Below are 25,689 nucleotides of genomic sequence, written 5' to 3' on the forward strand. Positions count from 1 at the left end.
TAAGTCATGAACTGTCAGCTTCCGGAATTCTCATGAATGACATCGCTCTGAGCGGTCTGGCCAAGCAGTTGGTACAGGCCGAACTGCTCACGGAAAAAAGCGCCCAGCAGGCTTGGCAACAGGCGCAGCGCAATCGGTTGTCGCTGGTCAGCTATCTGGTGCAGAACAAACTGGTGAAGAGCTCACAGGTGGCCGAGATCGCTTCCGAGCATTTCGGCATGGCCTTCATGGACCTCAATTGCCTGGACAAGGAAACCCAGCCCAAAGGCCTGGTCAGTGAAAAACTGGTGAGGCAGCACCACGCCCTGCCCTTGTGGCGCCGTGGCAACAAGCTGTTCGTGGGCATTTCCGACCCGAGCAATCATCAGGCGATCAATGACATCCAGTTCAGCACCGGGCTGAGCACCGAAGCCATTCTGGTGGAGGACGACAAGCTCACCGAGGCCATCGAGAAATTCTTCGACACCCACGCCAGCGGCCTGGAGGACATGGCCGACGTCGATCTCGACGGCGTAGACGTCGAGTCCGTCGACGACAGCCGCCAGGACGCCATCGGCGGGCTCGACGCCGATGACGCGCCGGTCGTGCGCTTCGTGCACAAGATGCTGCTCGATGCGATCAAGAGTGGCTCCTCCGACCTGCACTTCGAACCCTACGAGAAAAATTTCCGGGTGCGTGTGCGCACCGACGGCATCCTGCGCGAGGTGGCCAAACCGCCGATCCAGTTGGCCGGGCGAATCGCCGCACGCCTGAAGGTCATGGCCAGCCTGGATATCTCGGAACGCCGCAAACCGCAGGACGGGCGGATCAAGATGCGTCTGTCGAAGACCAAGTCGATCGACTTCCGGGTCAACACCCTGCCAACCCTGTGGGGTGAAAAAGTGGTGATCCGGATCCTCGATCCGTCGAGCGCACAGATCGGCATCGATGCATTGGGTTACGAGCCGGCGCAGAAAGACCTGTACATGGCGGCGCTCAAGCAGCCGCAGGGCATGATTCTGGTGACCGGGCCGACCGGCTCGGGGAAAACCGTGTCGCTGTATACCGGCCTGAATATTCTCAATACCGTCGACATCAACATTTCCACCGCCGAAGACCCGGTGGAAATCAACATGGAAGGCATCAACCAGGTCAACGTCAATCCGAAACAGGGTCTGGATTTTGCCCAGGCCCTGCGTTCGTTTCTGCGGCAGGACCCGGACGTGATCATGGTCGGCGAAATCCGCGACCTGGAAACTGCCGAGATCGCGATCAAGGCCGCACAGACCGGCCACCTGGTGCTGTCCACGCTGCACACCAACAGTGCCGCCGAAACCCTGACCCGCCTGCACAACATGGGCATTCCCGGGTTCAACATCGCCACCTCGGTGAGCCTGATCATCGCCCAGCGCCTGGCGCGCAAGCTGTGCAACCACTGCAAGAAACCGATCGAAATCCCCCGCGAAACGCTGATCAAGGAAGGTTTCCCTCCGGAACAGATCGGCAATTTCACGATCTACGAGCCGGTCGGTTGCGATCACTGCAACGGCGGCTACAAGGGGCGCGTGGGGATTTATGAAGTGGTGAAAAACACTTCCGAGCTGCAGCGGCTGATCATGGCCGAAGGCAACTCGCTGGAAATCGACAGCCAGATGCGTCGCGACGGCTTCGACGACCTGCGCACCTCGGGCCTGCACAAGGCCATGCAAGGCATCACCAGCCTGGAAGAAATCAACCGGGTCACCAAGGACTGAACATGGCGGTCAAGGCAGCGAAAATCAGCATCTACGCCTGGGAAGGCACGGATCGCAAAGGCAGCAAGGTCACGGGCGAGTTGAGCGGGCAGAACCCTGCGCTGATCAAGGCCCAGCTGCGCAAACAAGGCATCAACCCGGGCAAGGTGCGCAAGAAATCCACCTCCTTGCTCAGCCTCGGCAAACGCATCAAGGCCCAGGACATCGCCCTGTTCACCCGGCAGATGGCAACCATGATGAAGGCTGGCGTGCCGTTGTTGCAGTCGTTCGACATCATTGGCGAAGGCTTCGACAACCCGGCGATGCGCAAACTGGTGGACGAAGTGAAGCAAGAGGTGGCAGCCGGCAACAGCTTCGCCGCCGCCCTGCGCAAGAAGCCGCAGTATTTCGATGAGCTGTATTGCAACCTGGTGGATGCCGGCGAGCAATCCGGTGCACTCGATACGTTGCTCGAACGAGTCGCAACCTATAAGGAAAAAAGCGAAGCGCTCAAGGCCAAGATCAAGAAAGCCATGACCTACCCCACAGCCGTGGTGCTGGTGGCGATGGTGGTCACGGGGATTTTGCTGGTGAAAGTGGTGCCGCAGTTTCAGGCGGTATTTTCCGGTTTCGGCGCTGAACTGCCGGCCTTCACGCTGATGGTGATCAGCATCTCCGAGTTCATGCAGCAATGGTGGTGGGCGGTGCTCGGCGCCCTGATTGCAGCAGTGTTCGGCATCCGTCATGCGCTGAAGACATCCCAGGCATTGCGCGACCGCAAGGACACCTGGCTGCTGAAGCTGCCGCTGGTGGGCACGCTGATGTACAAATCGGCGGTGGCGCGATTTGCCCGCACCTTGTCGACCACCTTCGCCGCTGGCGTACCGCTGGTGGAGGCACTGGATTCGGTAGCCGGCGCTACCGGCAACGTGGTGTTCAAACGTGCAGTGCTGCGTATCCGCCAGGACGTCGCCACCGGCATGCAGCTGAATTTTTCCATGCGCAGCACCGGGGTGTTCCCGAACATGGCGGTACAGATGACCGCGATCGGTGAGGAGTCGGGCGCGCTGGATGACATGCTCGACAAGGTCGCCGGTTTTTATGAGGACGAAGTGGATAACATGGTCGACAACCTCACCAGCCTGATGGAGCCGTTCATCATGGTGGTGCTCGGGGTCATCGTCGGCGGGCTGGTCGTGGCTATGTACCTGCCGATTTTCCAGCTCGGCTCAGCGATCTGACATGCCTATCGACCAACTCTTCAGTCTGTATCCGCTGGCCTTTGTGTGCACCGCCCTGCTGCTGGGCCTGGTGGTGGGCAGTTTCCTCAACGTGCTGGTCTGGCGTCTGCCGAAAATGCTCGAGCGCGATTGGCGCCAGCAGGCGCAGGACGTCCTCGGCCTGCCGAGCGAAACGCCACTGCCGACCTACAACCTGATGCTGCCGCACTCCCAGTGTCCGCACTGCGGCCACCGGATTCGGCCGTGGGAAAACATTCCGCTGCTCAGCTACCTGTTGCTGCGCGGACGCTGTTCGGCGTGTACCGCCCCGATCAGCAAACGTTATCCCCTGACCGAACTGGCTTGCGGCCTGCTCTCGGCATTCGTCGCCTGGCACCTGGGTTTCGGCTGGCCGGCCGGCTTGTTGATCGTCCTCACCTGGGGCCTGCTGGCGATGAGCCTGATCGACACCGAACATCAGTTGCTGCCCGATGTACTGGTGTTGCCGTTGTTGTGGCTGGGGTTGATCGTCAACAGCTTCGGGCTGTTCGTCTCGCTACACGCCGCGCTGTGGGGCGCGGTGGCCGGCTACATGGCGCTGTGGTCGGTGTTCTGGCTGTTCAAGCTGCTGACCGGCAAGGACGGCATCGGCCACGGCGATTTCAAGCTGCTGGCGCTGCTCGGGGCCTGGGGCGGCTGGCAGATTCTGCCGCTGACGATTCTGCTATCGTCGCTGGTGGGAGCGATTGTCGGGGTGATTCTGCTGCAGCTGCGTGAACAGAAAACCTCGACGCCGATGCCCTTCGGCCCGTATCTGGCAATTGCCGGCTGGATTGCCTTGCTCTGGGGTGGTCAAATAACCGACTTCTATTGGCAGTTTGTCGGTTTGAAATGAATACCCCTGTGGAAAAACCCTGGATTCTCGGCCTGACCGGCGGCATCGGCAGCGGTAAAAGCGCCGCGGCCCAGCACTTCATCGATCTCGGAATCCATGTGGTCGACGCCGATCATGCGGCGCGCTGGGTGGTCGAGCCGGGGCGTCCGGCACTGGCGAAGATTGCCGAACACTTTGGCCCCGGCGTCCTGCAGGCCGATGGCACGCTGGACCGTGCGGCCCTGCGCAAGTTGATCTTTGAAGTGCCGGAAGAACGCCGCTGGCTCGAAGCCCTGCTGCATCCGTTGATCGCCGAGGAAATCGCTCACCATCTGGCGCTGGCAAAATCGCCTTATGCGATTCTGGTGTCACCGCTGCTGATCGAATCCGGGCAATACGCGATGACCCAGCGCATCCTGGTGATCGACGCCCCGCAACAACTGCAGATCAAACGCACCTTGCAGCGCGACCAGACCAGCGAACAGCAGGTCCAGGCGATCCTCAAGGCCCAGTCGAGCCGCGAAGACCGCTTGAGCCGTGCCGATGATGTGGTGGTCAACGACCGCGACCTCGCCTGGCTGCACAGCGAAGTCGAGCGCCTGCATCACTTTTACCTGACTTTATCCGGAGGCCAAGCATGAGCCCGATCCCAACCGTTGACTGCCCAACCTGCGGCGCCCCCGTGGAATTCACCCCAGAGAACAAATTCCGCCCGTTCTGCTCCGATCGCTGCAAGCTGATCGACCTCGGCGCCTGGGCGTCCGAAGAGCACAAGATTCCGGTCGCTCCGGATGCCGAAGACGAAATGTTCTCCGGCGATTTCGACCCGCGTCACTGATCGCGATCAAGGCCGCATGAAGCCGTAGTCCTGATCGTCGTCGAGGTTTTCCGCGAGAAAGCGCAATTCATCGGCCAGGTCTTCGGCGTTGCGCACCGTCTTGCTCTGTTGCACCACCGCGCTGAGCAAGGCGCGCAAACTCAGGCCCGGATCGAAGCCGACCTCCAGCGCCATCTCCAGACTCTGCCGCGTTTCCTGCCTCGCCCACTCGTAAACACTCATGCCGCTGCTCCTGAAGGGATTTGATTGAGCATGAAATGCCGCGAGGGTGACGGATTTGATGTGGATCAAGACTTGGGATCGTCGTCCTTCCACGGCGCCGAAAGGTAGCGGGTGCGGTTGAAGGTCTCCAGCCACTCGGGACTGAACACCACCAGCGCGCTGATCACCATGCCGTTGATGAACGCTTCGGGGAAAATCAGCAGCCACAGGTAGCCGATGAAGTCTTCCAGCCATTCCGGCATGGCAAACAGGCCGTCGTACCACAGCAGGCCCAGGCTCAACGTCAGGCACAACAAGGCCGACAACGCCGCAGCAAAGAATCCGGAACAGAAGATATACACGAACGGATTTCGCGGCTGGGCACGCTCGACGATGATCGCCACGCACTCAGTGATCAACACCGGCAACAGGATCAGCAACGTACCGTTGACCCCGACCGCCAGCAGATCCTGACGCCCGAGCAACACCAACCCCATCTGCGCCACCAGCCCGCCGACAATCGCCAGCGGCCAGTCCAGCAAAAGTGTCACGGCGGTCATGCCGATGAAGTGATAAGAAACCCCGGTGTCGAAATCCCTGCGCACCATCCACAGCAAAAACACGGCGAACACGGTGCCGAACAGCAGGTGCTGACGGCGACTGTCGCTGAACAACTCGACCCACGGCGCACGACAGATCGCCCAGATAAGCACCGGCAGATAGATCAGCCAGCCGACCGTCAGGCTTTGCGATGACAGCAACTCGGCGCCGATCATGGGCGGGCCTTCTCCAGTGCCTCGTGCAGTTGGGCCGCGTCGGTGTACTCATGTTGCTCGAGCAGTCGGCCGTCCTTGAGTTGCAGCCACAGCACCGAGCCTTCGGCGCCGGGATAACGCGACGCCACCCTGCCTTCACGATCAAGCATGACCCGATAGCTGTAGTCACGCATCGCCGGAACCGCGAACATCTTCGCGATCAGCGCCGGCATGCGCTGGATGTCAGCGACGAACACGGCGTGGCGCGCCTCCAGATAGCCTTCTGGCTGGTCTTTCAACGCCTGCTTGATCAGCTTGGCGCCGTCCATGTCGCGCGCCACCAGCAGCGTCGTGGTGCGGTTATCGAGGGTGAACGGCTGATCGTATTGATCCAGCAACGTCCAGGGCGCCAGCCGCTCACCGATTTCCAGCGCCTGGGCCCACAGCGGAATCACAGCCAACACCAGCAGCCAGCGAAATTTCACGTTCATCCCCTCGATTTGGCATTAATGGACGGTTTTCCTCAGTCTACACCGCCCATTGCAACCGCCCACTGACACACATTGCCGCGTGGTGCTTTCAGCTTGTCGCAATTGAACGCTAAGCTTGGGCTTATGGATGACTCAGATTATTTACGCCTGCTCACCATCGCGGCCGAGCAAGCCAACGCGTTCCTGTCCAATGCCCGCAAATGGGAGCGTGAGCGTTGGGTCTGCCAGCGCCTGCTGCAAGGCTTGAACATTCCTTACCGCGCCGATGAGTTTGCCCCTGCTGGCGAGCCGCCGGACGTGCTGTTTCGCGATGCCAATTTCGAAGTGTTTTTCGTGCTCGACGAAGGCCGCCGACTCAACGACGAATGGCGCGACGAACTGCAACGCCGCCGCAGTGCATTTTCCCTCAGCCAACTGGTGCGCCGTGAAGCCAAGCCACGGCGGATCCCGGCCAATGAATTCTTGCTGCGGCTGGCGCCGACCTTGCGCAAAAAAGCGCACAACTACAAGGAACGCGGCATGGATCTGGGCGAACTGGACATCATCGCCTTCGCCAGCCTCAAGCGCGAAGTGCTGGACCTCAACAGCCACTTTCCACCGCCGACCGAATACCTGCGTCAGGGCTGGCGCTCGCTGTCGCTGGTCGGGCCGACCTTCGCCCGGGTGCTGTTCGCGCATCCTGATGCACCGGATTTCCTGCGCAGCAACCTCGGTCGCAGCATCGTCTTCGATGTCGGAATCAGCCTGTGACGCCGCTGCAGCAGTTGATTGCCGACCTCCCGCAGACCGGGCGCGTGCGCTGGATCGGCGTGCGCCCCGAGTCTCGCGGGCCGATGATCGAACTCGACGCGGTGGAAGCACGACTGGAGGCCGGACTGACTGGCGATCACGCCCGCCCGGGAGTACGCAACGCGCGGCAAGTGACGTTGATCCAGTTCGAACACCTGGCCGTGATCAGCGCGTTGATGGGCCGGTCAGAGGATCATCCGGTCAAGCCTGAAGACCTGCGGCGCAATCTGGTCATCAGCGGTATCAATCTGTTTAGTCTCAAGGGTCGGCGCTTTCGCATCGGTCAGGCAATATTCGAGACCACTGGCTGGTGTCAGCCCTGCGCGCGCCTGCAAAACAACCTCGGCCCCGGCACCTTTCAAGCGGTGCGCGGGCATGGCGGAATTACCGCTCGGGTGTTACAAAGCGGGATCATCCGCCTCGACGACGGTGTTTCGGTCGAACCGGTTCCGGCCAGTGGCTATGCTGCGTTCAATCCGGGATAAAAACCGCTGTAGCGTCTCCACCTTCAGCAACGTCTACCTGACGAGGCCTTTATGACCAGCCGCCTGAACCCCGAAGACCAGAAGCATGTCGAAGAGTACCTGCAGTTGTCCCAACACCGTGTCGAGCGCCGGCCTTTCCGGCCGTGGATGCTCCTGGTGCTGGTGCTGGCAGTGACCATTGGTCTGGGCTTGCTGAGCCGACTTATCAGTTACCTGACGCTATGAGCTGCCTGGCGCTCGCTCGGGTAACCGCACCGATTTCCTTTAAAAACCTTGCGAGTTATCCCTATGTCCCATCGTATTGTCATTGTCGGCGGCGGCGCCGGCGGTCTGGAGCTGGCTACCCGTCTGGGTAAGACTCTGGGCAAGCGCGGCACGGCCAGCGTGATGCTGGTCGACGCGAACCTGACGCACATCTGGAAACCCCTGCTGCACGAAGTGGCCGCCGGATCGCTGAACTCTTCCGAAGACGAACTCAACTATGTTGCCCAGGCGAAATGGAACCACTTCGAGTTCCAGCTGGGGCGCATGAGCGGGCTTGATCGGGCGCAGAAGAAAATCCAGCTGGCCGCCACCTACGACGAGAACGGCGTGGAACTGGTACCGGCGCGTGAAGTGCCTTACGACTCGCTGGTGATCAGCGTCGGCAGCACCACCAACGATTTCGGCACCCAGGGCGCGGCGCAGCACTGCCTGTTCCTCGACACCCGCAAACAGGCCGAGCGTTTCCACCAGCAGTTGCTCAATCACTATCTGCGCGCGCACGCCGGACAGACCGACGTGGTCGAGCAGATCAGCGTGGCCATCGTCGGTGCCGGCGCCACGGGTGTCGAGCTGGCGGCAGAACTGCACAACGCGGCGCATGAACTGGCGGCTTATGGTCTGGACCGGATCAAACCGGAGAACATGCACATCACCCTGATCGAAGCCGGCCCGCGAGTGCTGCCAGCCCTGCCGGAACGCATCAGCGGCCCGGTGCACAAGACTTTGGAGAAACTCGGGGTCAATGTCATGACCAATGCGGCGGTCAGCGAAGTGACCGCCGACAGCCTGATCACCGCCGATGGCAACGTGATCAAGGCCAGCCTGAAAGTCTGGGCCGCCGGGATCCGCGCACCGGGTTTCCTCAAAGACATCGACGGTCTGGAAACCAACCGCATCAATCAGCTGCAAGTGCTGCCGACGTTGCAGACCACCCGCGACGAAAACATTTTCGCCTTCGGTGACTGTGCCGCGTGCCCGCAACCGGGTTCGGATCGCAACGTGCCGCCGCGTGCACAAGCCGCACACCAACAGGCATCGTTGCTGGCCAAGTCGCTGAAGCTGCGTATCGAGGGCAAAACCCTGCCGGAGTACAAGTACACCGACTACGGCTCGCTGATCTCGCTGTCGCGTTTTTCCGCTGTGGGTAACTTGATGGGCAACCTGACCGGCAGCGTGATGCTCGAAGGCTGGCTGGCGCGGATGTTCTACGTGTCGCTGTACCGCATGCACCAGATGGCGCTGTACGGACCGTTCCGCACGGCGATGCTGATGCTGGGCAGCAAGATCGGTCGAGGTACCGAGCCACGCCTGAAGCTGCATTGATCTAAAACTGTGGGAGCGAGCCTGCTCGCGAAGAGGTCGTGTCATTCAACATTCATGTCGACTGATACACCGCTTTCGCGAGCAAGCCCGCTCCCACATTGTTTTGCGCAGCTCAAAAATCGAGCTCACTCCTGCAATCGATCTCTGCACATCAGAGCTGAAAGCGGCGCACCATGCCTTGCAGCGCGTTGGCCAGTTGCGACAGTTCGTGGCTCGACGCACGGGTCTGATCGGCACCCGTCGCCGAACGGACCGACAGGTCGCGAATGTTCACCAGATTACGATCCACTTCCCGCGCGACTTGCGCCTGCTCTTCGGCGGCACTGGCGATCACCAGATTACGCTCATGGATCTCATGCACCGAAGCGGTGATGGTTTCCAGCGCCTCCCCGGCGCGCTCGGCCAATGCCAGCGTGGTCGTGGCCCGTGCAGCGCTGGCCTGCATCGAATCCAGCGCCAGGCTTGAACCACTGCGCATGCCCTGCACCATCTGCTCGATCTCCTGCGTCGATTGCTGGGTGCGATAGGCCAGCGCCCGCACTTCGTCGGCGACCACCGCAAAACCTCGCCCACTTTCCCCTGCGCGGGCCGCCTCGATGGCGGCGTTGAGCGCAAGCAGGTTGGTCTGCTCGGCAATGGCACGGATCACATCCAGCACTTTGCCGATGTCCTGTGACTGGTTGGCCAGCGATTGCACCAACTCGCCAGTGTGCTGCACGTCGCTGGCCAGCGCATTGATGGCCGATGCGGTATCACTGACCCGCGCCTGCCCCAGTTGCGCCGACTCACTGGATTGGCGGGTGGCATCGGATGTCGACACGGCATTGCGAGCGACTTCTTCAACGGCTGTGGTCATTTCATTGACCGCCGTCGCTGCCTGTTCGATTTCATTGTTCTGCTGCTGCAAGCCTTGTGTGCTGTCGAGCGTCACCGCATTGAGTTCATCGGCAGCGGTCGCCAGTTGCGTGGCCGAACCGCTGATGCCTTGCAGCGTTTCCCGCAGGTTCTGCTGCATGGTCGCCAGCGCCTGGAGCAATCGGCTGACTTCATCGTTACCGTGGGTTTCGATCGGCCGGGTCAGGTCGCCCCGGGCCACGCTTTCGGCAGCGCTGACGGCGCTGCTCAGCGGACGGACGATGCTGCGGGTGAGCAACATCGCCAGCGCCACCGTAGCCAGCGCCGCCAGCCCTATGAACAGGCTGACGATGGTGCGCGAGGTCTGGTAGTGGTCAGCGGATTTCTGGCTTTCCGCGGCGACCTGCCTGGCGAACAGATCCGCCAGGTCATTGAGCTGCTTGCCGGAGCCATCGACCACGGTCTTCATATCAATCAGCAACAGTTTGGTCAGTTCGTCCCGCTGGCCTTGATCGGCCAAGGTGAAGGATTGCGCGATGCCGGTGCGATAGGCAGCGAAGGTCTTTTTGAACTGGTCATAAAGCTGCTGGCCTTCCGCCGTGGTGACCAGTTTGTCGTAGGCGGCGATCTTCTCGCTCAGCTCCTTGTCGCGGGTATCCATCTGGCTGCGGTAAGTCGCGATGTTCTGCGGATCCTGATCAAGGGCCATGCGCAGGGAAATCGTACGAATCCGCAACATCAGCTCGCGAATTTCGTCACCGCCGCGAATGCTCGGCAGCCAGCGGCTCTCGACCGCGACCTCACTGTCACGGATGCTCGACATCTGCCCCAAGGCAAATACGCCGAGCAACGCCACCAGGACCGCGATCAGGGCAAAACCCAGCGCGGCACGTGGAGCAATATTCAACTGACGAAGCAACATGACGAACGCCCTTATTCTTGTATTGGCCAGATTGAAGGGGCGAACAGTGGCAGCCCCTCTCGTTAGCGGGCTATCGGCAAGTTGTACGATGACTTGAAAGGAATTGTCTGGCGCGAGGACAAAAAAAATCCCCGTATCTTTCGATACGAGGATTTTTAATATGGTCGGGGTAAGGGGATTCGAACTCCTGACATCCTGCTCCCAAAGCAGGCGCGCTACCGGACTGCGCTATACCCCGGTAAAAAAAAGGCGACCTTTCAAAGATCGCCTTCTTCGATCAGCGCTTTTGGCCTCTGATCTTAAGATTCGATCCCAGTGTTACCTGGTTTCAAAAATGGTGGGTCGTGTGGGATTCGAACCTACGACCAATTGGTTAAAAGCCAACTGCTCTACCAACTGAGCTAACGACCCAAAAATGGTCGGGGTAAGGGGATTCGAACTCCTGACATCCTGCTCCCAAAGCAGGCGCGCTACCGGACTGCGCTATACCCCGGTTTGAAATTGGCTCCGTGACCAGGACTCGAACCTGGGACCCAATGATTAACAGTCATTTGCTCTACCGACTGAGCTATCACGGAACTACATATTTCAATTTACAACGGTGAAACTTACAGCTCTTAGACGCCGTTCGCATCGCTGCGTTCGTGTGTCTGAGGCGCGCTATTCTACAACCTAGAACACCTCTGTCAACCCCCTAAATCGCTTTCAAGTTAATGATTTGCAACTTATTTCAGATTTCAGCTCGGTGAGCTGAGATGCTGCGGGTGACTGACTGCGGGGCGCACTTTACAAGCCTTTTCCTTAGAGTTCAACAGCCTAACGAAAAAAAGGCCTCGCAAAGCGAGGCCTTCCTTATTTCATTGGCTTTACCGCTCAGTCGAAAACGATTTCGTCGCTCACGACCTTGCCGGTTGCCGTGTCGCCCGGCAGGAAATGCCCCGACAGGATCAACTGCGCCAACGGGTTTTCGATCCAGCGCTGGATTGCACGTTTGAGCGGACGTGCGCCATACACCGGGTCGTAACCCACGGCAATCAGCTTGTCCATCGCTTCCGGGCTCAGTTCCAGCTTCAGCTCGCGCTCGGCCAGACGACTGCGCAGACGGCCCAACTGGATCTCGGTAATGCCCGCGATCTGATCCCGCGCCAATGGCTCGAAGATCACCACTTCGTCGACCCGGTTGATGAACTCGGGACGGAAGTGACTGGTCAGCGCGTCCATCACCGCTGCACGCTGCGCCTCACGGTCACCGACCAGTTCCTGGATCTGCGACGAGCCGAGGTTCGAGGTCATGACAATCACGGTATTACGGAAATCCACCGTACGTCCGTGGCTGTCGGTCAGGCGTCCATCCTCCAGCACTTGCAGCAGGATGTTGAACACATCCGGGTGCGCCTTCTCGACCTCATCCAGCAGGATCACCGAGTAAGGTTTGCGGCGTACCGCTTCGGTCAGGTAACCGCCCTCCTCATAGCCAACATAGCCCGGTGGCGCACCGATCAGCCGCGCCACGGAATGTTTCTCCATGAACTCGGACATGTCGATCCGCACCATTGCCTCTTCCGTATCGAAGAGGAATTCGGCCAGTGCCTTGCACAGCTCGGTTTTACCGACCCCGGTCGGGCCGAGGAACATGAACGAACCGCTCGGACGATTCGGATCCGCCAGCCCGGCACGCGAGCGCCGTACGGCGTTGGCCACCGCGACCACCGCTTCGTCCTGACCGATCACGCGCTGGTGCAACAGGCTTTCCATCTTCATCAGCTTGTCGCGCTCGCCTTCGAGCATTTTCGACACCGGAATGCCGGTCCACTTCGAAACGACTTCGGCGATTTCCTCTTCGGTCACCTTGCTGCGCAGCAACTGGTTTTCGCTCTTGCCGTGTTGGTCGACCATTTGCAGGCTGCGTTCCAGATCCGGGATCACCCCGTACTGCAATTCGGCCATGCGGTTAAGGTCGCCTTTACGGCGCGCGGCTTCCAGTTCCTGACGCGATTGCTCGATCTTTTGCTGAATCTGCGCCGAACCCTGTACCTCGGCTTTTTCCGAGTTCCAGATTTCTTCCAGATCCGAGTACTCACGTTCGAGGCGGACAATTTCTTCCTGGAGTTTTTCCAGGCGTTTCATCGCCGCTTCATCGCTTTCTTTCTTCAGTGCCTGGGATTCAACCTTGAGCTGAATCAACCGACGCTCCAGACGATCGAGCACTTCCGGCTTGGAGTCGATCTCCATGCGGATGCGGCTGGCGGCCTCGTCGATCAGGTCGATGGCCTTGTCCGGCAACTGCCGATCAGTGATGTAGCGATGGCTGAGCTTGGCGGCCGCGATGATCGCACCGTCAGTGATCGCCACCTTATGGTGAACCTCATAACGCTCCTTGAGGCCACGCAGGATCGCGATGGTGTCTTCTTCGCTCGGCTCGTCCACCAGCACTTTCTGGAAACGCCGCTCAAGCGCCGCATCCTTCTCTATGTATTGGCGGTACTCGTTGAGCGTAGTTGCGCCGACGCAGTGCAGCTCACCGCGCGCCAGTGCCGGCTTGAGCATGTTGCCGGCATCCATCGAGCCTTCGCCCTTACCGGCGCCGACCATGGTGTGCAGCTCGTCGATGAACAGAATGATCTGCCCTTCCTGCTTCGACAGTTCGTTGAGCAGCGCTTTGAGGCGTTCTTCGAACTCACCGCGATACTTGGCACCGGCAATCAGCGCGCCCATGTCCAGCGACAACAGGCGCTTGCCCTTGAGGCCGTCCGGCACTTCGCCGTTGATGATGCGCTGGGCCAGACCTTCGGCAATCGCGGTCTTACCCACACCAGGCTCACCGATCAGCACCGGGTTGTTCTTGGTGCGACGTTGCAGCACCTGAATGGTCCGGCGGATTTCGTCGTCACGGCCGATCACCGGATCGAGCTTGCCGTCTTCGGCGCGCTTGGTCAGGTCGACGGTGTACTTGTCCAGTGCCTGACGCGACTCTTCATGGTTGGCGTCATTCACCGCCTCACCACCGCGCAGGTTGTTGATCGCGTTTTCCAGGGCTTTCTTGCTCACGCCCTGGCCGAGCAGCAGTTTGCCCAGTTTGCTGTTCTCGTCCATCGCGGCGAGCAGCACCAGTTCGCTGGAAATGAACTGGTCGCCCTTCTGCTGGGCCAGACGATCAGCCTGATTGAGCAGACGCGCCAGATCCTGCGACATGTTGACGTCGCCGGTCGGGTTCTGGATTTTCGGTAATTGATCGAGCTCTTTGGTCAGCTCTTTGCGCAGGCTGTTGACGTCGAAGCCCACTTGCATGAGCAGAGGTTTGATCGAACCACCCTGCTGTTCAAGCATGGCTTGCATCAAGTGCGCCGGCTCGATGGCCGGATGATCGTGGCCAACGGCCAGGGATTGGGCGTCGGACAACGCCAACTGTAATTTGCTGGTTAAACGGTCTATACGCATGGGGTCACCTTCCTTTTGAGCAGGTCGGACCTAAAAACCATCCTGAATAAAGAAACCTGCCAGATACCACTGTAGATGCGGTCGATTCTGGGAGATTCAAGCGTCGGGAGATTGATGTAGATCAGACAAGCTTAGCGGGTGAGCCAGACAAGGGAGGCAAAGCGCCCCGTGCGCGACGCACGGCGGTAAGAAAAGAAGCGCGGATCGGTCACCGTGCAGAAACCGCCACCATAAACCGCCGTGACACCTTTGGCCGCCAGACGCAGACGCGCCAGCAGATAGATGTCAGCCATGAACTTGCCAGCATTGTGGCTGGGCACGAAGGCGGCTGCCGCTTCCGGCAGTTGCTTGACGAAGACTTCGCGTACTTCCGGGCCGACTTCAAAGGCTTTCGGGCCGATGGCCGGGCCGAGCCAGACCAGCACGTCCGCCGCAGCGGTGTCGAGATGATCGAGGGTGGCTTCCAGTACGCCCGCCGCCAACCCGCGCCAACCGGCATGGGCCGCCGCGACGCGAGTACCGGCCCGGTTGCAGAACAATGCCGGCAGGCAATCGGCAGTCATCGCCGTGCAGGCAATCCCGGGAGTTGCCGTCCAACTGGCATCGGCGGTGGCCACCACGCCCGGATCAGCATGGGCCACGACAATGCCGTGCACTTGCTGCAACCAGGCAGGCTTTATAGAGAAATGTTCGGTCAGACGCCGACGATTCTCGGCGACTGCGTCCGGGCGATCATCGACATGATCGCCCAGATTGAGGCTGTCGAACGGCGCCTCGCTGACACCTCCCTCGCGGCTGGTGACACAGGCCCTGACGCTGGCCGGCGCAGGCCAGTCCGGCGTCAGCCAGTTCATCCGACGAAGGCCTCGCGATCCTGCTTGAGCAAGGTCAGCAGCCAGACGAAATCTTCCGGCAGCGGCGATTCCCAGCTCATGCGCTCACCGGTGGTCGGATGATCCAGCTCAAGGAAGCGCGCGTGCAGCGCCTGACGCGGGAAGTGCTTGAGCGACTCGACCATGGTCGGGTTCGCAGCAGGCGGAATGCGGAAACGACCACCGTACGCCGGGTCGCCGACCAACGGGAAGTTGATGTGCGCCATGTGCACACGGATCTGGTGGGTCCGGCCGGTTTCCAGCTTGACCCGCACGTGGGTGTGGGACCGGAAACGCTCCAGCACACGGTAGTGACTGACGGCCGGCTTGCCGCCTTCCATCACGGCCATGCGCTGGCGCTGCTGACCATGGCGACCGATCGGCGCGTTGATCTTGCCCCCGGCGGTCACCACACCGATCACGATGCACTCGTAGATCCGGCTAACACTGCGGCTTTGCAGCTGGGCAACAAGCTTGGTCTGCGCCTGGATGGTCTTGGCCACCACCATCAGACCGGTGGTGTCCTTGTCCAGGCGATGCACGATACCGGCGCGCGGGACATTGATGATGTCCGGCACGTGGTGCAGCAAGGCATTGAGCAAGGTGCCATCGGCGTGGCCGGCAGCCGGGTGCACCACCAGGCCCGCAGGCTTGTTGATCACCAGGATGTCGTCGTCTTCATAGACGATGTCGAGTTCGATGTCCTGGGCGATCCACTCGCCCTGGGCTTCCTGCTCGGCAGTCAGCTCAAGGACGGCACCGCCATGCACGATGTCGCGCGGGCGGATGACCGCCCCGTCCACAGTCAGGCGACCTTCTTTGATCCAGGCGGAAAGGCGCGAGCGTGAGTGCTCAGCGAAGAGTTGGGCGGCGACTTGATCGAGGCGTTGGCCGCCCAAATCGGACGGCACCTCTGCGCGAAGTTCAATTTTATCGGACATGCTCTGACTGGGCGTCGGCACAGCCTTTGGTTTCGGCTGCGCGCTTGTGGTTAAATACGGCGTCTTTTGCCCCGAGGCTTTTCAACGGGGCGCTCATCATAACAGGACGGCCCCGCCCAAGACAGCGGCCGTCATAGGGACGCAAGCCGCCATGCAAGTGAAACACCTGCTGCTGATCGCCATCCTCGCATTGACCGCTGCTTGCTCATCGAAGGAAGTCGTCGACGAAAACCTGAGCGAAGCCGAGCTGTACCAGCAGGCTCAGACCGACCTGGACAACAACAGCTACACCAGCGCCACGGCCAAGCTGAAGGCTCTGGAGTCGCGTTATCCGTTCGGTCGCTACGCGGATCAGGCACAGCTTGAACTGATTTATGCCAACTATAAAAACGCCGAGCCGGAAGCTGCCAAGTCCGCCGCCGAACGTTTTATCCGTTTGCACCCACAGCACCCGAACGTGGACTATGCCTATTACCTCAAGGGGCTGACCTCGTTCGACCAGGACGTCGGCCTGCTGGCGCGCTTCCTGCCGCTGGACATGACCAAGCGTGACCCGGGCGCTGCCCGCGACTCGTACAACGAGTTCGCCCAACTGACCAGCCGCTACCCGAACAGCCGCTACGCGCCGGACGCCAAGCAGCGCATGATCTACCTGCGCAACCTGCTGGCCGCCTACGAAATCCACGTAGCCGACTACTACCTGACCCGTCAGGCCTACGTCGCCGCCGCCAACCGTGGCCGTTATGTAGTGGAAAACTTCCAGGAAACCCCATCGGTCGGCGACGGCCTGGCGGTGATGACCGAGGCTTACCAGCGTCTGCACCTGGACGAACTGGCCGCTACCAGTCTGGAAACCCTGAAACTCAACTACCCGAATCACCCAAGCCTGCAGGACGGTCAGTTCGTGCCTTCGGTTGCCGAAGCCGACAACCGTTCGTGGCTGAGCAAGGCCACTCTTGGCCTGATCGAGTCGCGTCCACCGCTGCCGCCGGGAGAAACCCGCGCCAACCAGGACGTGCAGAAGCAGTTCCAGGACGCGAAAGACGCGATCCCGAACGAGCTCAAGCCTAAAGACGAAAACGGCGACGTGATCGAGGAAGAGCGTCATGAAGCCGAAGGCAACAACGAAGATCGTTCGTGGTTCAGCTACATGACCTTCGGCGTGTTCGACTGATCACATCGGGTACATAAAAAGGGAGATCTGCGGATCTCCCTTTTTTGTGGCGGCGCGTTAATAGTCTGTGCGCCTGCCGGCTCCTTGGCTAAACTGCCGAATCATTAGCCGAAAAGCCGCCCATCATGCTTCGTTTACTGTTCTGGATTGTCCTGATTTTCGCCGCGGTATGGCTGTGGCGCAAATTCAAGGCGCCCGCCTCTTCTGCTCAATCGCCCCGTGAGCAAGACGCCGCCCCGATGGTGCGCTGCGCCCACTGCGGCGTGCATCTGCCCCGCGACCGTGCGCTGAACCTTCAGCAACAATGGTATTGCAGCCAGGCTCATCTTGAGCAAGGCCCGGGTGCCAGTGATCGCTGAGGCCGCCAACGCCGACCGTAAACAGGCGCAGCGCCTGCTGCGCCTTTATCATCTTTACCGTTTGAGCGTCGGCATCACGCTGGTGCTGCTGATCTCCAGCAATATGGACAATCGCCTGCTGACGTCGGCCGACGACGATCTGCTGCGCAGTGGCAGCTGGTTGTATCTGGTGCTGAACATCCTGCTGGTGGTGTTTCTGGAAAATACCCGGCGGCCCTCGCAGCTGTTCAGTCTGGCGCTGGTGGATGTGCTGCTGCTGTGCGGTTTGTTCTACGCGGCGGGCGGGGTGGCCAGCGCGATCGGCAACCTGCTGATTGTCTCGGTGGCGATCAGCAACACCTTGCTGCGCCGGCGCATTGGCCTGCTGATTGCCGCCATCGGCGCACTTGGCATTGTCGGCTCAAGCTTCCTGCTGAGCCTGAGCCATCCCCTGAGCGCCAATGACTATCTGCAAGCCGGAACCTTGGGCGCCTTGTGTTTTGCCGCATCGCTGCTGGTCCAGGGCCTGATCCGGCGCCTGGAAGTCAGCGAAAATCTCGCCGAACAGCGCGCCAGCGAAGTCACCAGCCTTGAAGCCCTCAACGCTCTGATTCTGCAACGCATGCGCACCGGCATCCTGGTGCTCGACGAGCAGCGTCGGGTACAGCTGGCCAACCACAGTGCGAAGACCCTGCTGGCCCAGTCGCATCTTGAAGGCCATTTGATCAGCGACTATTCGCCGGCATTGGTCGAGCGCCTGCAACTGTGGCTGAGCAACCCGACCCTGCGCCCGCAGAGCCTGAAGATTCCCGGCAACGGCCTGGAACTGCAACCGAACTTCATCGCCCTCGATCAGAGCCCCAACCAGCAAACCCTGGTGTTCCTCGAAGATCTGGCGCAAGTTGCGCAGCAGGCCCAGCAACTCAAGCTCGCCGCGCTCGGGCGTCTGACCGCCGGCATCTCCCATGAAATCCGCAATCCACTGGGCGCCATCAGTCACGCCGCGCAGCTGCTGGGCGAGTCCGAGGAACTCGATGGTGCGGATCGGCGTCTGACGCAGATCATTCAAGACCACTCCCAGCGCATGAACCGAGTCATCGAAAACGTCCTGCAACTGTCGCGCCGCCAGCAGAGCGCCCCTCAGCGCCTGGATCTCAAGCCATGGCTGGAGCACTTCGTTGCCGAGAGCCGCGAACAGGCGAGCGAGCGGCAGTCGATTCATTTGCGGATCAATTCCGGGGACTTCATCACGTTGATGGATCCGGATCAGCTCACGCAGATTCTCGACAATCTGTTACGTAACGGCTGGCGCCACAGCGCCCTGCTACACGAGCAGGCCGAGGTCTGGCTGGCGCTGTTCATCGACCCCGAGAGCCAGCTGGCGGTGCTTGAAGTCCAGGACAATGGCCCCGGTGTGCCGCTGGATCAACAACCGCATCTGTTCGAACCCTTCTTCACCACCAGCAGCCAGGGCACCGGTCTTGGGCTTTATCTGTCCCGTGAGCTGTGCGAAAGCAATCAGGCGCGCCTAGACTTCAAACCACGCCAAGGCGGCGGCTGCTTTCGCATCACCTTTGCTCACGGACGGAAACAAAGTTGAACACGAGCCCACGGCAAAAAATCCTCATCGTCGACGACGAGCCGGATATCCGCGAACTCCTGGAAATCACCCTGGGACGGATGAAACTCGACACCTTCAGTGCTCGCAACCTCGGCGAAGCCCAGGCGCTGTTGCAACGCAATGCGTTCGACCTGTGCCTGACCGACATGCGCCTGCCCGACGGCACGGGGCTGGACCTGGTGCAGCACATTCAGCAACGTCATCCACAACTGCCGGTGGCGATGATCACCGCGTATGGCAGTCTGGAAACCGCGATCAACGCGTTGAAGGCCGGCGCCTTCGACTTCCTCACCAAGCCGGTTGATCTGACGCGCTTGCGCGAACTGGTCAGCACCGCGTTGCGCATGCCGGCGGTGGGCGGCGCCGGCACGTCGATAGATCGGCGCCTGCTCGGCGACTCGCTGCCCATGCGCGATCTGCGCAAACAGATCGACAAGCTGGCGCGCAGTCAGGCGCCGGTCTACATCAGCGGAGAGTCGGGCAGCGGCAAAGAACTGGTCGCACGGCTGATCCACGAACAGGGACCGCGCGCCAGCAAGCCATTTGTGCCGGTCAATTGCGGGGCGATTCCGTCCGAGCTGATGGAAAGCGAGTTTTTCGGCCATCGCAAGGGCAGCTTCACCGGCGCGGTCGAGGACAAGCCCGGGCTGTTCCAGGCCGCGCACGGCGGCACCCTGTTTCTCGACGAGGTGGCGGACCTGCCGCTGGCGATGCAGGTCAAACTGCTGCGGGCGATTCAAGAGAAAGCCGTGCGCAGTGTCGGCGGGCAGCAGGAAGCGGTGGTCGATGTGCGCATTCTCTGTGCTACCCACAAGGATCTTGAGGCCGAGGTCGCCGCCGGGCGCTTTCGCCAGGACCTGTATTACCGCTTGAACGTGATCGAACTGCGCGTGCCGTCCCTGCGCGAACGGCGCGATGACATTCAGGTGTTGGCTGCACACATGCTCCAGCGTCTGGCGGCAGGCAGCGGTCGAGCGGCGGCCCGCCTGCACCCACAGGCGCTTGAGGCGCTGAAGAGTTACCGCTTCCCGGGGAATGTGCGAGAGCTGGAAAACGTCCTCGAACGGGCGCACACACTGTGTGAAAACCAGTTGATCGAGGCGGCGGACTTACGCCTCAGCGAAGGTAATTGCGCGGTCGAGGGCGGCATCGCCGATCTTACCCGGATCGACAACCTTGAGGATTATCTGGAGAACGTCGAGCGCAAGCTGATCCTGCAGGCGCTGGAGGAAACCCGCTGGAATCGCACGGCAGCGGCGCAGCGCTTGAGTCTGTCATTTCGCTCGATGCGCTATCGGCTGAAGAAACTCGGTCTGGATTGAGGGCCCCTTCGCGAGCAGGCTCGCTCCCACATTGGATTTTGTGACCGACAAAGATCAACTGTGGGAGCGAGCCTGCTCGCGAAAGCGATCTGCCAGGCTACAGAAAATATCAGACTAAATGCGACCTTCAGGCGCATACGGCGCCGGATCGATAATCGGCGTACGCCCGAGCATCACATCGGCAAACAACTGACACGACGCCGGCGCCAGCACCAGGCCGTTGCGGTAATGCCCACAGTTCAGCCACAAACCGTCAAACCCTGGCACCCGGCCGATATACGGAATCCCCTCCGGCGAACCCGGGCGCAAACCGGCCCAATGCCCCACCACTTCGGCCTCCGCCAGCGCCGGCAGCAATTCGACTGCCGAAGCCTTGAGGCTCTCCAGCGCGACCTCGGTCGGGCTCTTGTCGAAGCCTTCGTGCTCCAGCGTACTGCCGATCAGAATGTGCCCGTCGCGACGTGGAATCGCATAACGTCCCTTGGCCAGCACCATGCTCGGCAGGAAATCCGCTGCACACTTGTAGAGAATCATCTGGCCCTTGACCGGCTCCACCGGCAGCGTCAGATCCAATGTCTTGAGCAGATCACCGCTCCATGCCCCGGCCGTCAGCACGATCTGCTCGCCGCGGATCAGGCCCTTGGACGTCTCGACGCCAATCACTCGCTCGCCTTCGCGAACAAACCCGCTGACTTCGCATTGTTCGTGAATCGTCACGTTCGGCAGCGCCAGCAACGCCGCTTTCAGCGACTTCACCAGCCGTGGGTTACGCACGTTGGCCACATCGGCCATGTAGATCGCCCGGGCGAACCCGCCACCCAGCACCGGCACCGCGTCGTGCACCGCCGAGATATCCACAGCCCGCAGCGGACGGTTTTCCCGCTCGGCCCAGGCCAGTGCTTCGGTTTCATCTTCCAGATCCAGCCAGTACAGGCCGGTGGTGTGCACTTCGGGATCAACCCCGGTATCGGCAAACAGCCGCTCGCCCAGCTGTGGATAAAAATCCTGCGACCAATGCGCCAGCGCAGTGACGGCCGGGCTGTAGCGCCACGGGTACAGCGGGGAAACGATGCCGCCACCGGCCCAAGACGATTCCTGGCCGACGTTCGAGCGATCCAGCAGCACCACGCTGCGCACTTCGGAGGCGAGGTTGTAGGCGGTCAGCAGGCCAATCACCCCGCCACCGACAATCACCACTTGCTGTTGCCTGGTCATGTTTGATCCAACCGTAATGAAGACAGCGGGCGCAAAGAGGCGCCCGTAAGAAGTTACCTCAGCGGCCCCAGCAATCCTTGGTGGTCAGCCCGGTGGTAGCGTTGTTCATGCTTCTGACGCCGGTGTTGGTCAGGGTGAAATCCCCGCACTTGTCGGTCGCCATGGTCGTACCGGCCTTGCGGGTGGCGGTCAGCAGGAAAGTCTGGTCGGCGATCGTCGGGGTGATGGTGTAAAAATCATTGCCCGTGCTCAGACCGGTGATGCCGGTGTAGACGTTGTTTTTGGTGTAGAAGCGCTCGAGGATCTGCGCCTGTTCCGAAAGCAGCGACACCACTTCGGCGCGCCGGCCCTTTTTCAGGTACTCGGTGTAGCTCGGTGCGGCGATGGTGATGATGATCCCGATGATCGCAATCACGATCATGATTTCGATCAGGGTGAAGCCCCGGTTGAATCTGCGCATGCCTCAAACTCTCACTTACTGTATTTGTCGCCACATGATACGACGGCTGCCGCCACCGGATTTTTCCACCAGCGTGGTCACGGTGCCACTGGAATCGTTGACGAGCTTGCGAGTCCCGCCGTTGACGATGGCGTTCAGGGTCGGAATCCCGCCGGTGAACACCACGCCACTGGAAATCGTGTCGTTGCTGTCGACCACGCCATCGGAATTGGTGTCGAGCACCGCGTAGTTGAGCATCTTACCGCTGAACGCATCGAGTTCGACCAGTTTGCCGGTACCGAAACTGGCACATGGGTCCGTGGTGTCGACACTGGCGGTGGTAAACACGACGCGTCCGAGCACCAGACTGGCCTGATTGATCACCCGCTCGCCGGTCAGCACATTGTTGTACACCAAAGGCAGATACCAGCCCTTCTCCCCCGGATAGGTCGTGTCGTTCTGGCTGGTGGTGATGAACTGTCCGGTGCTGCCGGAGAACACGCCGGTCACCGCCTGCGCCTGCAGGCTGCTGACCGTCAACTGTCCGGAACCGCCGTCGGCATCCCACACCGAGTAGAACGCCTGCAAATCCTTGTTGGTCTTGTCGGCGGTCTCGTTGAATTTGCCGGTGCCGACGAAGATCTGTTTGCCCCCCAGCGAATTGTCCGCCAGCAACGGCTGCGCGGTGATCGGCTGAGTCGCCCCGCCCGCCGTGGTGAACAGTGGTTTGCCGGAAAACGCCACGCCCCAGCTGTCGGTCGACGTCGCGCTCAGATCGAATTTCCACAGGCGCCCTTTCAAATCACCGCCGTAGGCGGCCTGCACCACGTTCGAAGAATTGACCTTGAGCTTGACCGACGACAGACCATTGGTGGTCTCGGTGCTGTCGATGACGATCTTCTTGATCAACGAACCGTCACGCACATCCAGCACATACAAAGCCGCCACTCCGGAGTTGCTGCCATAACCATTGGCAATGAACGCTGCCCAGCGACCATCGGCCAAGCGTGCCACTTCCGGGCGCGCGTAGGCATAACCCAGATCATTAAATGCGTTGGCTGTGTTCGCTGTGGCGGGTGCGCTGACTTCCCACAAGGCATTGAGCACATTGCCCGCAGACGCGTCAAACAGTTGCAGCGCGTAGAAAGTCTTGCCGCCAGCACCGGTGCCGCCGATGGCCAGGGTTTTCCAGGCGCTGTTGATTTGCGCGTCATACACACCGACCTGACCGTCCACCAGAAATTTGTGGCTGACGCCATTGATGTACGCCGGATCGGCAATCAGCCGCAGGGACGGCAACACGCTGGACGGCATGTAGGCATAACGTCGAGTGCCGTTGGCCGCGTTGATCACGTTGACGAAGCCGTCGTTGGCGTTCACCACCAGACTCGAATTCATGTTCGCTGCCTTGGTGGTCAGGTACGTGGTGTAAGTGGTGTCGCCCGACAGGTCGGAGGCGGTTTTATCACTGGGCGAAGCCAGCACCAGTGGCGAGTTGATGATGTCGCCGAGCAATACGCTGCGCACCTTGAGCCCGGTCTTGTTGGTGCCCTTGCTCCACTCCACCAGATCGCTGCCGCTGATGCCGGTGGGCAGGCTCTGGCTGAGCGCCGTCTGTTGGGACGCGGAAAAGTTGCCGTAGGCCAGCGTCACGGCGGCGTTGCTGCTGGTGTTCCACGATTGATAGGTCGGTGCGGTCGCGCCCGGGACAATGGTGGTATCGGTGGTCCACAGGGCCGTCGAGGTGTTCACCGCGCCCGCCGAAGTGAAGCCGAATGACTTGATCGTGCCGCGCCAGTCCTTGGGGTCGTAGCTGGTCTGGAAATAACTGGTGCCACTGGCCAGCGTGGTGCCGCTGGTGACTCCCGCGCCACCGGAACCGGCCTTGGAGGTGATATCGCTCAACGCCGAAGACAATGCGGTGTTGAGACCGGTGCTGTCGGTCGCCTGATAATAGCGGCCCTGCCCGTAGCTGGCAGCGTCCGAGAGCATGTCGTTGTCGGCGGTAAAACCGACGGTGTAGGTATTCATGTTCTGCTTGGGAAAATCCACCGCGTTCCAGCTTTTGCCGGCAGCGTCGGTCCCCGTCGAACGCATGTCGATGTCGAACGCAAACTTGGCAATGTCATCCAGATACAGCGTGTCACCCTCGTTATCGCCATTGGGGTTGTTGCCGTCATTGTTGATGCCGTCCCAGTTCGGCAGACGACTGCCGCCCAACGGATCGTTGCTCGGGAAGGTGCGGTCGTAAGTCGGCAGACCGTCGGTGATGACCACGCCGTAGTTTTTCTGGCAGCGGTACTGGATTGGACTGGTGTAAGTCGTCGGCGTGCTGTTGTAGTACGGCGCCATGCCGCGCATGTAGCGGGTGATTTCGTAGTAGGTTTCCGCCAGCGGCGTGTTGGCCACGGCACCTAAAGCGTTGATCGAGGAAATCAGCGCGTTGTAGTTGGTGTCGGCCTGCGCCTGGGTCACGCTGCCGGACACCGGAGACAGGTCGCTGATGGCGCGGGCAATGTAGCCACCATTCCCGGGATTGTTGTTGGTGACCGGGTTGAAGGTCGACAGGCCCATGCGCAAGTTACGGTTGCTGGTGACCAGGGCGGTGGACACGTTGCGCGCGACGTTGATCCGGTAGTCGTTGGGAATCGCCCCGGTGGTGAAGTCGCGGGTGCCGTTGTTGATCGCCAGACTGACCACATAAGAAATGTAATCCCCCGTGTAGCGCGTATTGCCGCCGCCCACCGGATCAGGCAGTTTCAGGCACAGCGGTGCAATGCTGTTGTTGTAAAAGGCGAAGGCGCCGCCGGAACAGCCGGATGTCGGCAGGCTCGATAAAAACACCGGATCGCCGGTAATCGCGGGCGCATTCAATGCCGAACACAGGCCAAGGAACGCATTGCACTGCCGGGCCGGGGTGCGCGTGACGTTCGGGTCGAATCCTGCCGCGTAAATGATGCTGTTCATACTGCCGGAATCGTCGATCAGCAACATCACGTTGGGCGGCACCGCCGCTGCGCTCAAGAGTGGCGAATCGGACGGCGTGAACGCATACGCCGGCGCCGCCAGATACAAGCCCAGCAGCATGCCGGTCAACAGTGTCCGGCAGCGCTCAATACTTCGCATAGACACTCTCCACTACACTGCGCGAAGTGCCAGCGATACCGACCGCAGTGACCCGATACAGGGTCGCCGACGTGTTGCTCGGCACGTTGACCGCCGTCAGAGTGGTACCGATGTTCTGTACACCATAAAAGCCGTTACCGGCTGCGATCCACGTGACGCCGGAAGTCGAATTGAGCCCCGCCGCACTGACCACCGAGGACTCTGCTGGCGGCGCACACTGCGTGGTATTGGCACACACCGCCAGCGAGTAGCTGTCGAGTTGCACCGCACTCTCACCGATGCGCAACGCTGCCTCGGCGGTCTGGAACGACTGATTGCGCAGGCTGACGCTGCCGGCCATTTTTTCCTGCAGGTTGGCGCTCTGCATCGAGGACAGCCCGATCAAGGTCAACAGCAACAGGAACACCAGACTGACCAGCAGCGCCATTCCGCGCTGGTTTTGCCGCTGGTTGAAGCTTGTCTTCATCGGCCCGA

The 25,689-nt window shown here is 60.7% G+C and carries 24 protein-coding genes and 4 tRNA genes; 13 read left to right on the forward strand and 15 right to left on the reverse strand.

The genetic code is table 11. From position 1 onward, the window contains the following. Positions 1-32 precede the first annotated feature (32 nt). From pilB to yacG, 5 genes are read left to right on the forward strand one after another with little or no spacing between them, the layout of a single operon-like run. The gene (pilB, locus tag HXW87_RS27790) at positions 33-1,733 is read left to right on the forward strand and encodes a type IV-A pilus assembly ATPase PilB (RefSeq protein ID WP_047296617.1); all 1,701 of its coding nucleotides are present in this window, start codon (positions 33-35) and stop codon (positions 1,731-1,733) included. A 2-nt stretch (positions 1,734-1,735) separates the two neighbouring features. Continuing rightward, the gene (locus HXW87_RS27795; protein WP_095668296.1) at positions 1,736-2,953 is read left to right on the forward strand and encodes a type II secretion system F family protein; all 1,218 of its coding nucleotides are present in this window, start codon (positions 1,736-1,738) and stop codon (positions 2,951-2,953) included. Between the two features lies 1 nt (position 2,954). Then, a complete protein-coding gene (locus tag HXW87_RS27800; RefSeq protein WP_095668295.1) occupies positions 2,955-3,827 on the forward strand; it encodes an A24 family peptidase in 873 nt (290 codons plus the stop codon). Then, positions 3,824-4,447: a dephospho-CoA kinase gene (gene coaE / locus HXW87_RS27805; protein WP_182402521.1), complete on the forward strand. Its 624-nt coding sequence runs from the start codon at positions 3,824-3,826 to the stop codon at positions 4,445-4,447. The genes HXW87_RS27800 and coaE overlap by 4 nt, the downstream gene beginning before the upstream one ends. After that, on the forward strand, positions 4,444-4,644 hold the full coding sequence (gene yacG, locus HXW87_RS27810; protein WP_007963861.1) for a DNA gyrase inhibitor YacG: 201 nt from the start codon (positions 4,444-4,446) through the stop codon (positions 4,642-4,644). Before coaE ends, yacG begins: the two co-directional genes overlap by 4 nt. A gap of 6 nt (positions 4,645-4,650) precedes the next feature. On the opposite strand, the gene HXW87_RS27815 is transcribed toward yacG, so the two are convergent. The 3 genes from HXW87_RS27815 to HXW87_RS27825 all read right to left on the reverse strand — a co-directional run bounded on the left by HXW87_RS27815 (position 4,651) and on the right by HXW87_RS27825 (position 6,085). Further along, complete coding sequence (locus HXW87_RS27815; RefSeq protein WP_041065358.1) at positions 4,651-4,866, reverse strand: hypothetical protein; 216 nt, start codon at positions 4,864-4,866, stop codon at positions 4,651-4,653. 65 nt (positions 4,867-4,931) lie between these two features. After that, the gene (locus tag HXW87_RS27820) at positions 4,932-5,621 is read right to left on the reverse strand and encodes an energy-coupling factor ABC transporter permease (protein WP_182402523.1); all 690 of its coding nucleotides are present in this window, start codon (positions 5,619-5,621) and stop codon (positions 4,932-4,934) included. Beyond that, positions 5,618-6,085: a hypothetical protein gene (locus tag HXW87_RS27825; RefSeq protein ID WP_047296911.1), complete on the reverse strand. Its 468-nt coding sequence runs from the start codon at positions 6,083-6,085 to the stop codon at positions 5,618-5,620. Before HXW87_RS27825 ends, HXW87_RS27820 begins: the two co-directional genes overlap by 4 nt. A 129-nt stretch (positions 6,086-6,214) precedes the next feature. Here HXW87_RS27825 and HXW87_RS27830 point away from each other — a divergent pair, with 129 nt between their 5' ends. From HXW87_RS27830 to HXW87_RS27845, 4 genes are all read left to right on the forward strand, one after another. Next, entirely contained in the window at positions 6,215-6,841 is a 627-nt protein-coding gene (locus HXW87_RS27830) for a DUF1780 domain-containing protein (protein WP_003228301.1), read from the forward strand. Continuing rightward, positions 6,838-7,365, forward strand: a complete 528-nt coding sequence (locus tag HXW87_RS27835; RefSeq protein WP_239778157.1) for an MOSC domain-containing protein — start codon at positions 6,838-6,840, stop codon at positions 7,363-7,365. The genes HXW87_RS27830 and HXW87_RS27835 overlap by 4 nt, the downstream gene beginning before the upstream one ends. Before the next feature lie 51 nt (positions 7,366-7,416). Next, positions 7,417-7,590, forward strand: coding sequence for a DUF3094 family protein (locus HXW87_RS27840; protein WP_003228304.1), 174 nt, complete (start codon positions 7,417-7,419; stop codon positions 7,588-7,590). A 63-nt stretch (positions 7,591-7,653) separates the two neighbouring features. After that, positions 7,654-8,952: an NAD(P)/FAD-dependent oxidoreductase gene (locus tag HXW87_RS27845; protein ID WP_047296626.1), complete on the forward strand. Its 1,299-nt coding sequence runs from the start codon at positions 7,654-7,656 to the stop codon at positions 8,950-8,952. A gap of 151 nt (positions 8,953-9,103) precedes the next feature. Here HXW87_RS27845 and HXW87_RS27850 read toward each other — a convergent pair whose 3' ends face one another. The 8 genes from HXW87_RS27850 to rluD form a co-directional block, all read right to left on the reverse strand. Then, a complete protein-coding gene (locus tag HXW87_RS27850) occupies positions 9,104-10,729 on the reverse strand; it encodes a methyl-accepting chemotaxis protein (RefSeq protein WP_239778160.1) in 1,626 nt (541 codons plus the stop codon). Positions 10,730-10,890: 161 nt separating this feature from the next. Beyond that, a tRNA-Pro gene (locus HXW87_RS27855) sits at positions 10,891-10,967 on the reverse strand. 97 nt (positions 10,968-11,064) lie between these two features. Further along, positions 11,065-11,140, reverse strand: a tRNA-Lys gene (locus HXW87_RS27860). Positions 11,141-11,145: 5 nt separating this feature from the next. Then, positions 11,146-11,222: transfer RNA gene (locus HXW87_RS27865), tRNA-Pro, on the reverse strand. Positions 11,223-11,231: 9 nt separating this feature from the next. After that, positions 11,232-11,307: transfer RNA gene (locus tag HXW87_RS27870), tRNA-Asn, on the reverse strand. Between the two features lie 295 nt (positions 11,308-11,602). Then, the gene (clpB, locus tag HXW87_RS27875) at positions 11,603-14,167 is read right to left on the reverse strand and encodes an ATP-dependent chaperone ClpB (RefSeq protein ID WP_047296631.1); all 2,565 of its coding nucleotides are present in this window, start codon (positions 14,165-14,167) and stop codon (positions 11,603-11,605) included. A 131-nt stretch (positions 14,168-14,298) separates the two neighbouring features. Further along, the gene (pgeF, locus tag HXW87_RS27880; protein ID WP_182402525.1) at positions 14,299-15,021 is read right to left on the reverse strand and encodes a peptidoglycan editing factor PgeF; all 723 of its coding nucleotides are present in this window, start codon (positions 15,019-15,021) and stop codon (positions 14,299-14,301) included. Further along, complete coding sequence (rluD, locus tag HXW87_RS27885; protein WP_047296633.1) at positions 15,018-15,980, reverse strand: 23S rRNA pseudouridine(1911/1915/1917) synthase RluD; 963 nt, start codon at positions 15,978-15,980, stop codon at positions 15,018-15,020. Before rluD ends, pgeF begins: the two co-directional genes overlap by 4 nt. A gap of 151 nt (positions 15,981-16,131) precedes the next feature. Between rluD and HXW87_RS27890 the strand changes: the two genes are divergently transcribed. The 4 genes from HXW87_RS27890 to HXW87_RS27905 all read left to right on the forward strand — a co-directional run bounded on the left by HXW87_RS27890 (position 16,132) and on the right by HXW87_RS27905 (position 20,435). Beyond that, positions 16,132-17,154, forward strand: a complete 1,023-nt coding sequence (locus tag HXW87_RS27890; RefSeq protein ID WP_047296635.1) for an outer membrane protein assembly factor BamD — start codon at positions 16,132-16,134, stop codon at positions 17,152-17,154. Positions 17,155-17,279: 125 nt separating this feature from the next. Next, a complete protein-coding gene (locus tag HXW87_RS27895) occupies positions 17,280-17,513 on the forward strand; it encodes a PP0621 family protein (RefSeq protein WP_027612810.1) in 234 nt (77 codons plus the stop codon). Further along, positions 17,503-19,092, forward strand: coding sequence for an ATP-binding protein (locus HXW87_RS27900; RefSeq protein WP_047296636.1), 1,590 nt, complete (start codon positions 17,503-17,505; stop codon positions 19,090-19,092). Before HXW87_RS27895 ends, HXW87_RS27900 begins: the two co-directional genes overlap by 11 nt. After that, positions 19,089-20,435, forward strand: coding sequence for a sigma-54 dependent transcriptional regulator (locus tag HXW87_RS27905; protein ID WP_108183840.1), 1,347 nt, complete (start codon positions 19,089-19,091; stop codon positions 20,433-20,435). Before HXW87_RS27900 ends, HXW87_RS27905 begins: the two co-directional genes overlap by 4 nt. A gap of 114 nt (positions 20,436-20,549) precedes the next feature. Here HXW87_RS27905 and thiO read toward each other — a convergent pair whose 3' ends face one another. From thiO to HXW87_RS27925, 4 genes are read right to left on the reverse strand one after another with little or no spacing between them, the layout of a single operon-like run. Continuing rightward, positions 20,550-21,650 (reverse strand): glycine oxidase ThiO, encoded by a 1,101-nt coding sequence (thiO, locus tag HXW87_RS27910; protein WP_239778161.1) that lies wholly within the window; start codon positions 21,648-21,650, stop codon positions 20,550-20,552. Between the two features lie 58 nt (positions 21,651-21,708). Then, the gene (locus tag HXW87_RS27915) at positions 21,709-22,110 is read right to left on the reverse strand and encodes a type IV pilin protein (protein ID WP_041065326.1); all 402 of its coding nucleotides are present in this window, start codon (positions 22,108-22,110) and stop codon (positions 21,709-21,711) included. A 15-nt stretch (positions 22,111-22,125) separates the two neighbouring features. Then, the gene (locus HXW87_RS27920; protein ID WP_239778163.1) at positions 22,126-25,215 is read right to left on the reverse strand and encodes a PilC/PilY family type IV pilus protein; all 3,090 of its coding nucleotides are present in this window, start codon (positions 25,213-25,215) and stop codon (positions 22,126-22,128) included. Continuing rightward, a complete protein-coding gene (locus tag HXW87_RS27925) occupies positions 25,202-25,681 on the reverse strand; it encodes a PilX N-terminal domain-containing pilus assembly protein (RefSeq protein ID WP_239778164.1) in 480 nt (159 codons plus the stop codon). Before HXW87_RS27925 ends, HXW87_RS27920 begins: the two co-directional genes overlap by 14 nt. Positions 25,682-25,689: the final 8 nt, after the last annotated feature.

Source organism: Pseudomonas sp. Y5-11, from assembly GCF_022368695.1.
Taxonomy (GTDB): Bacteria; Pseudomonadota; Gammaproteobacteria; order Pseudomonadales; family Pseudomonadaceae; genus Aquipseudomonas; species Aquipseudomonas parakoreensis.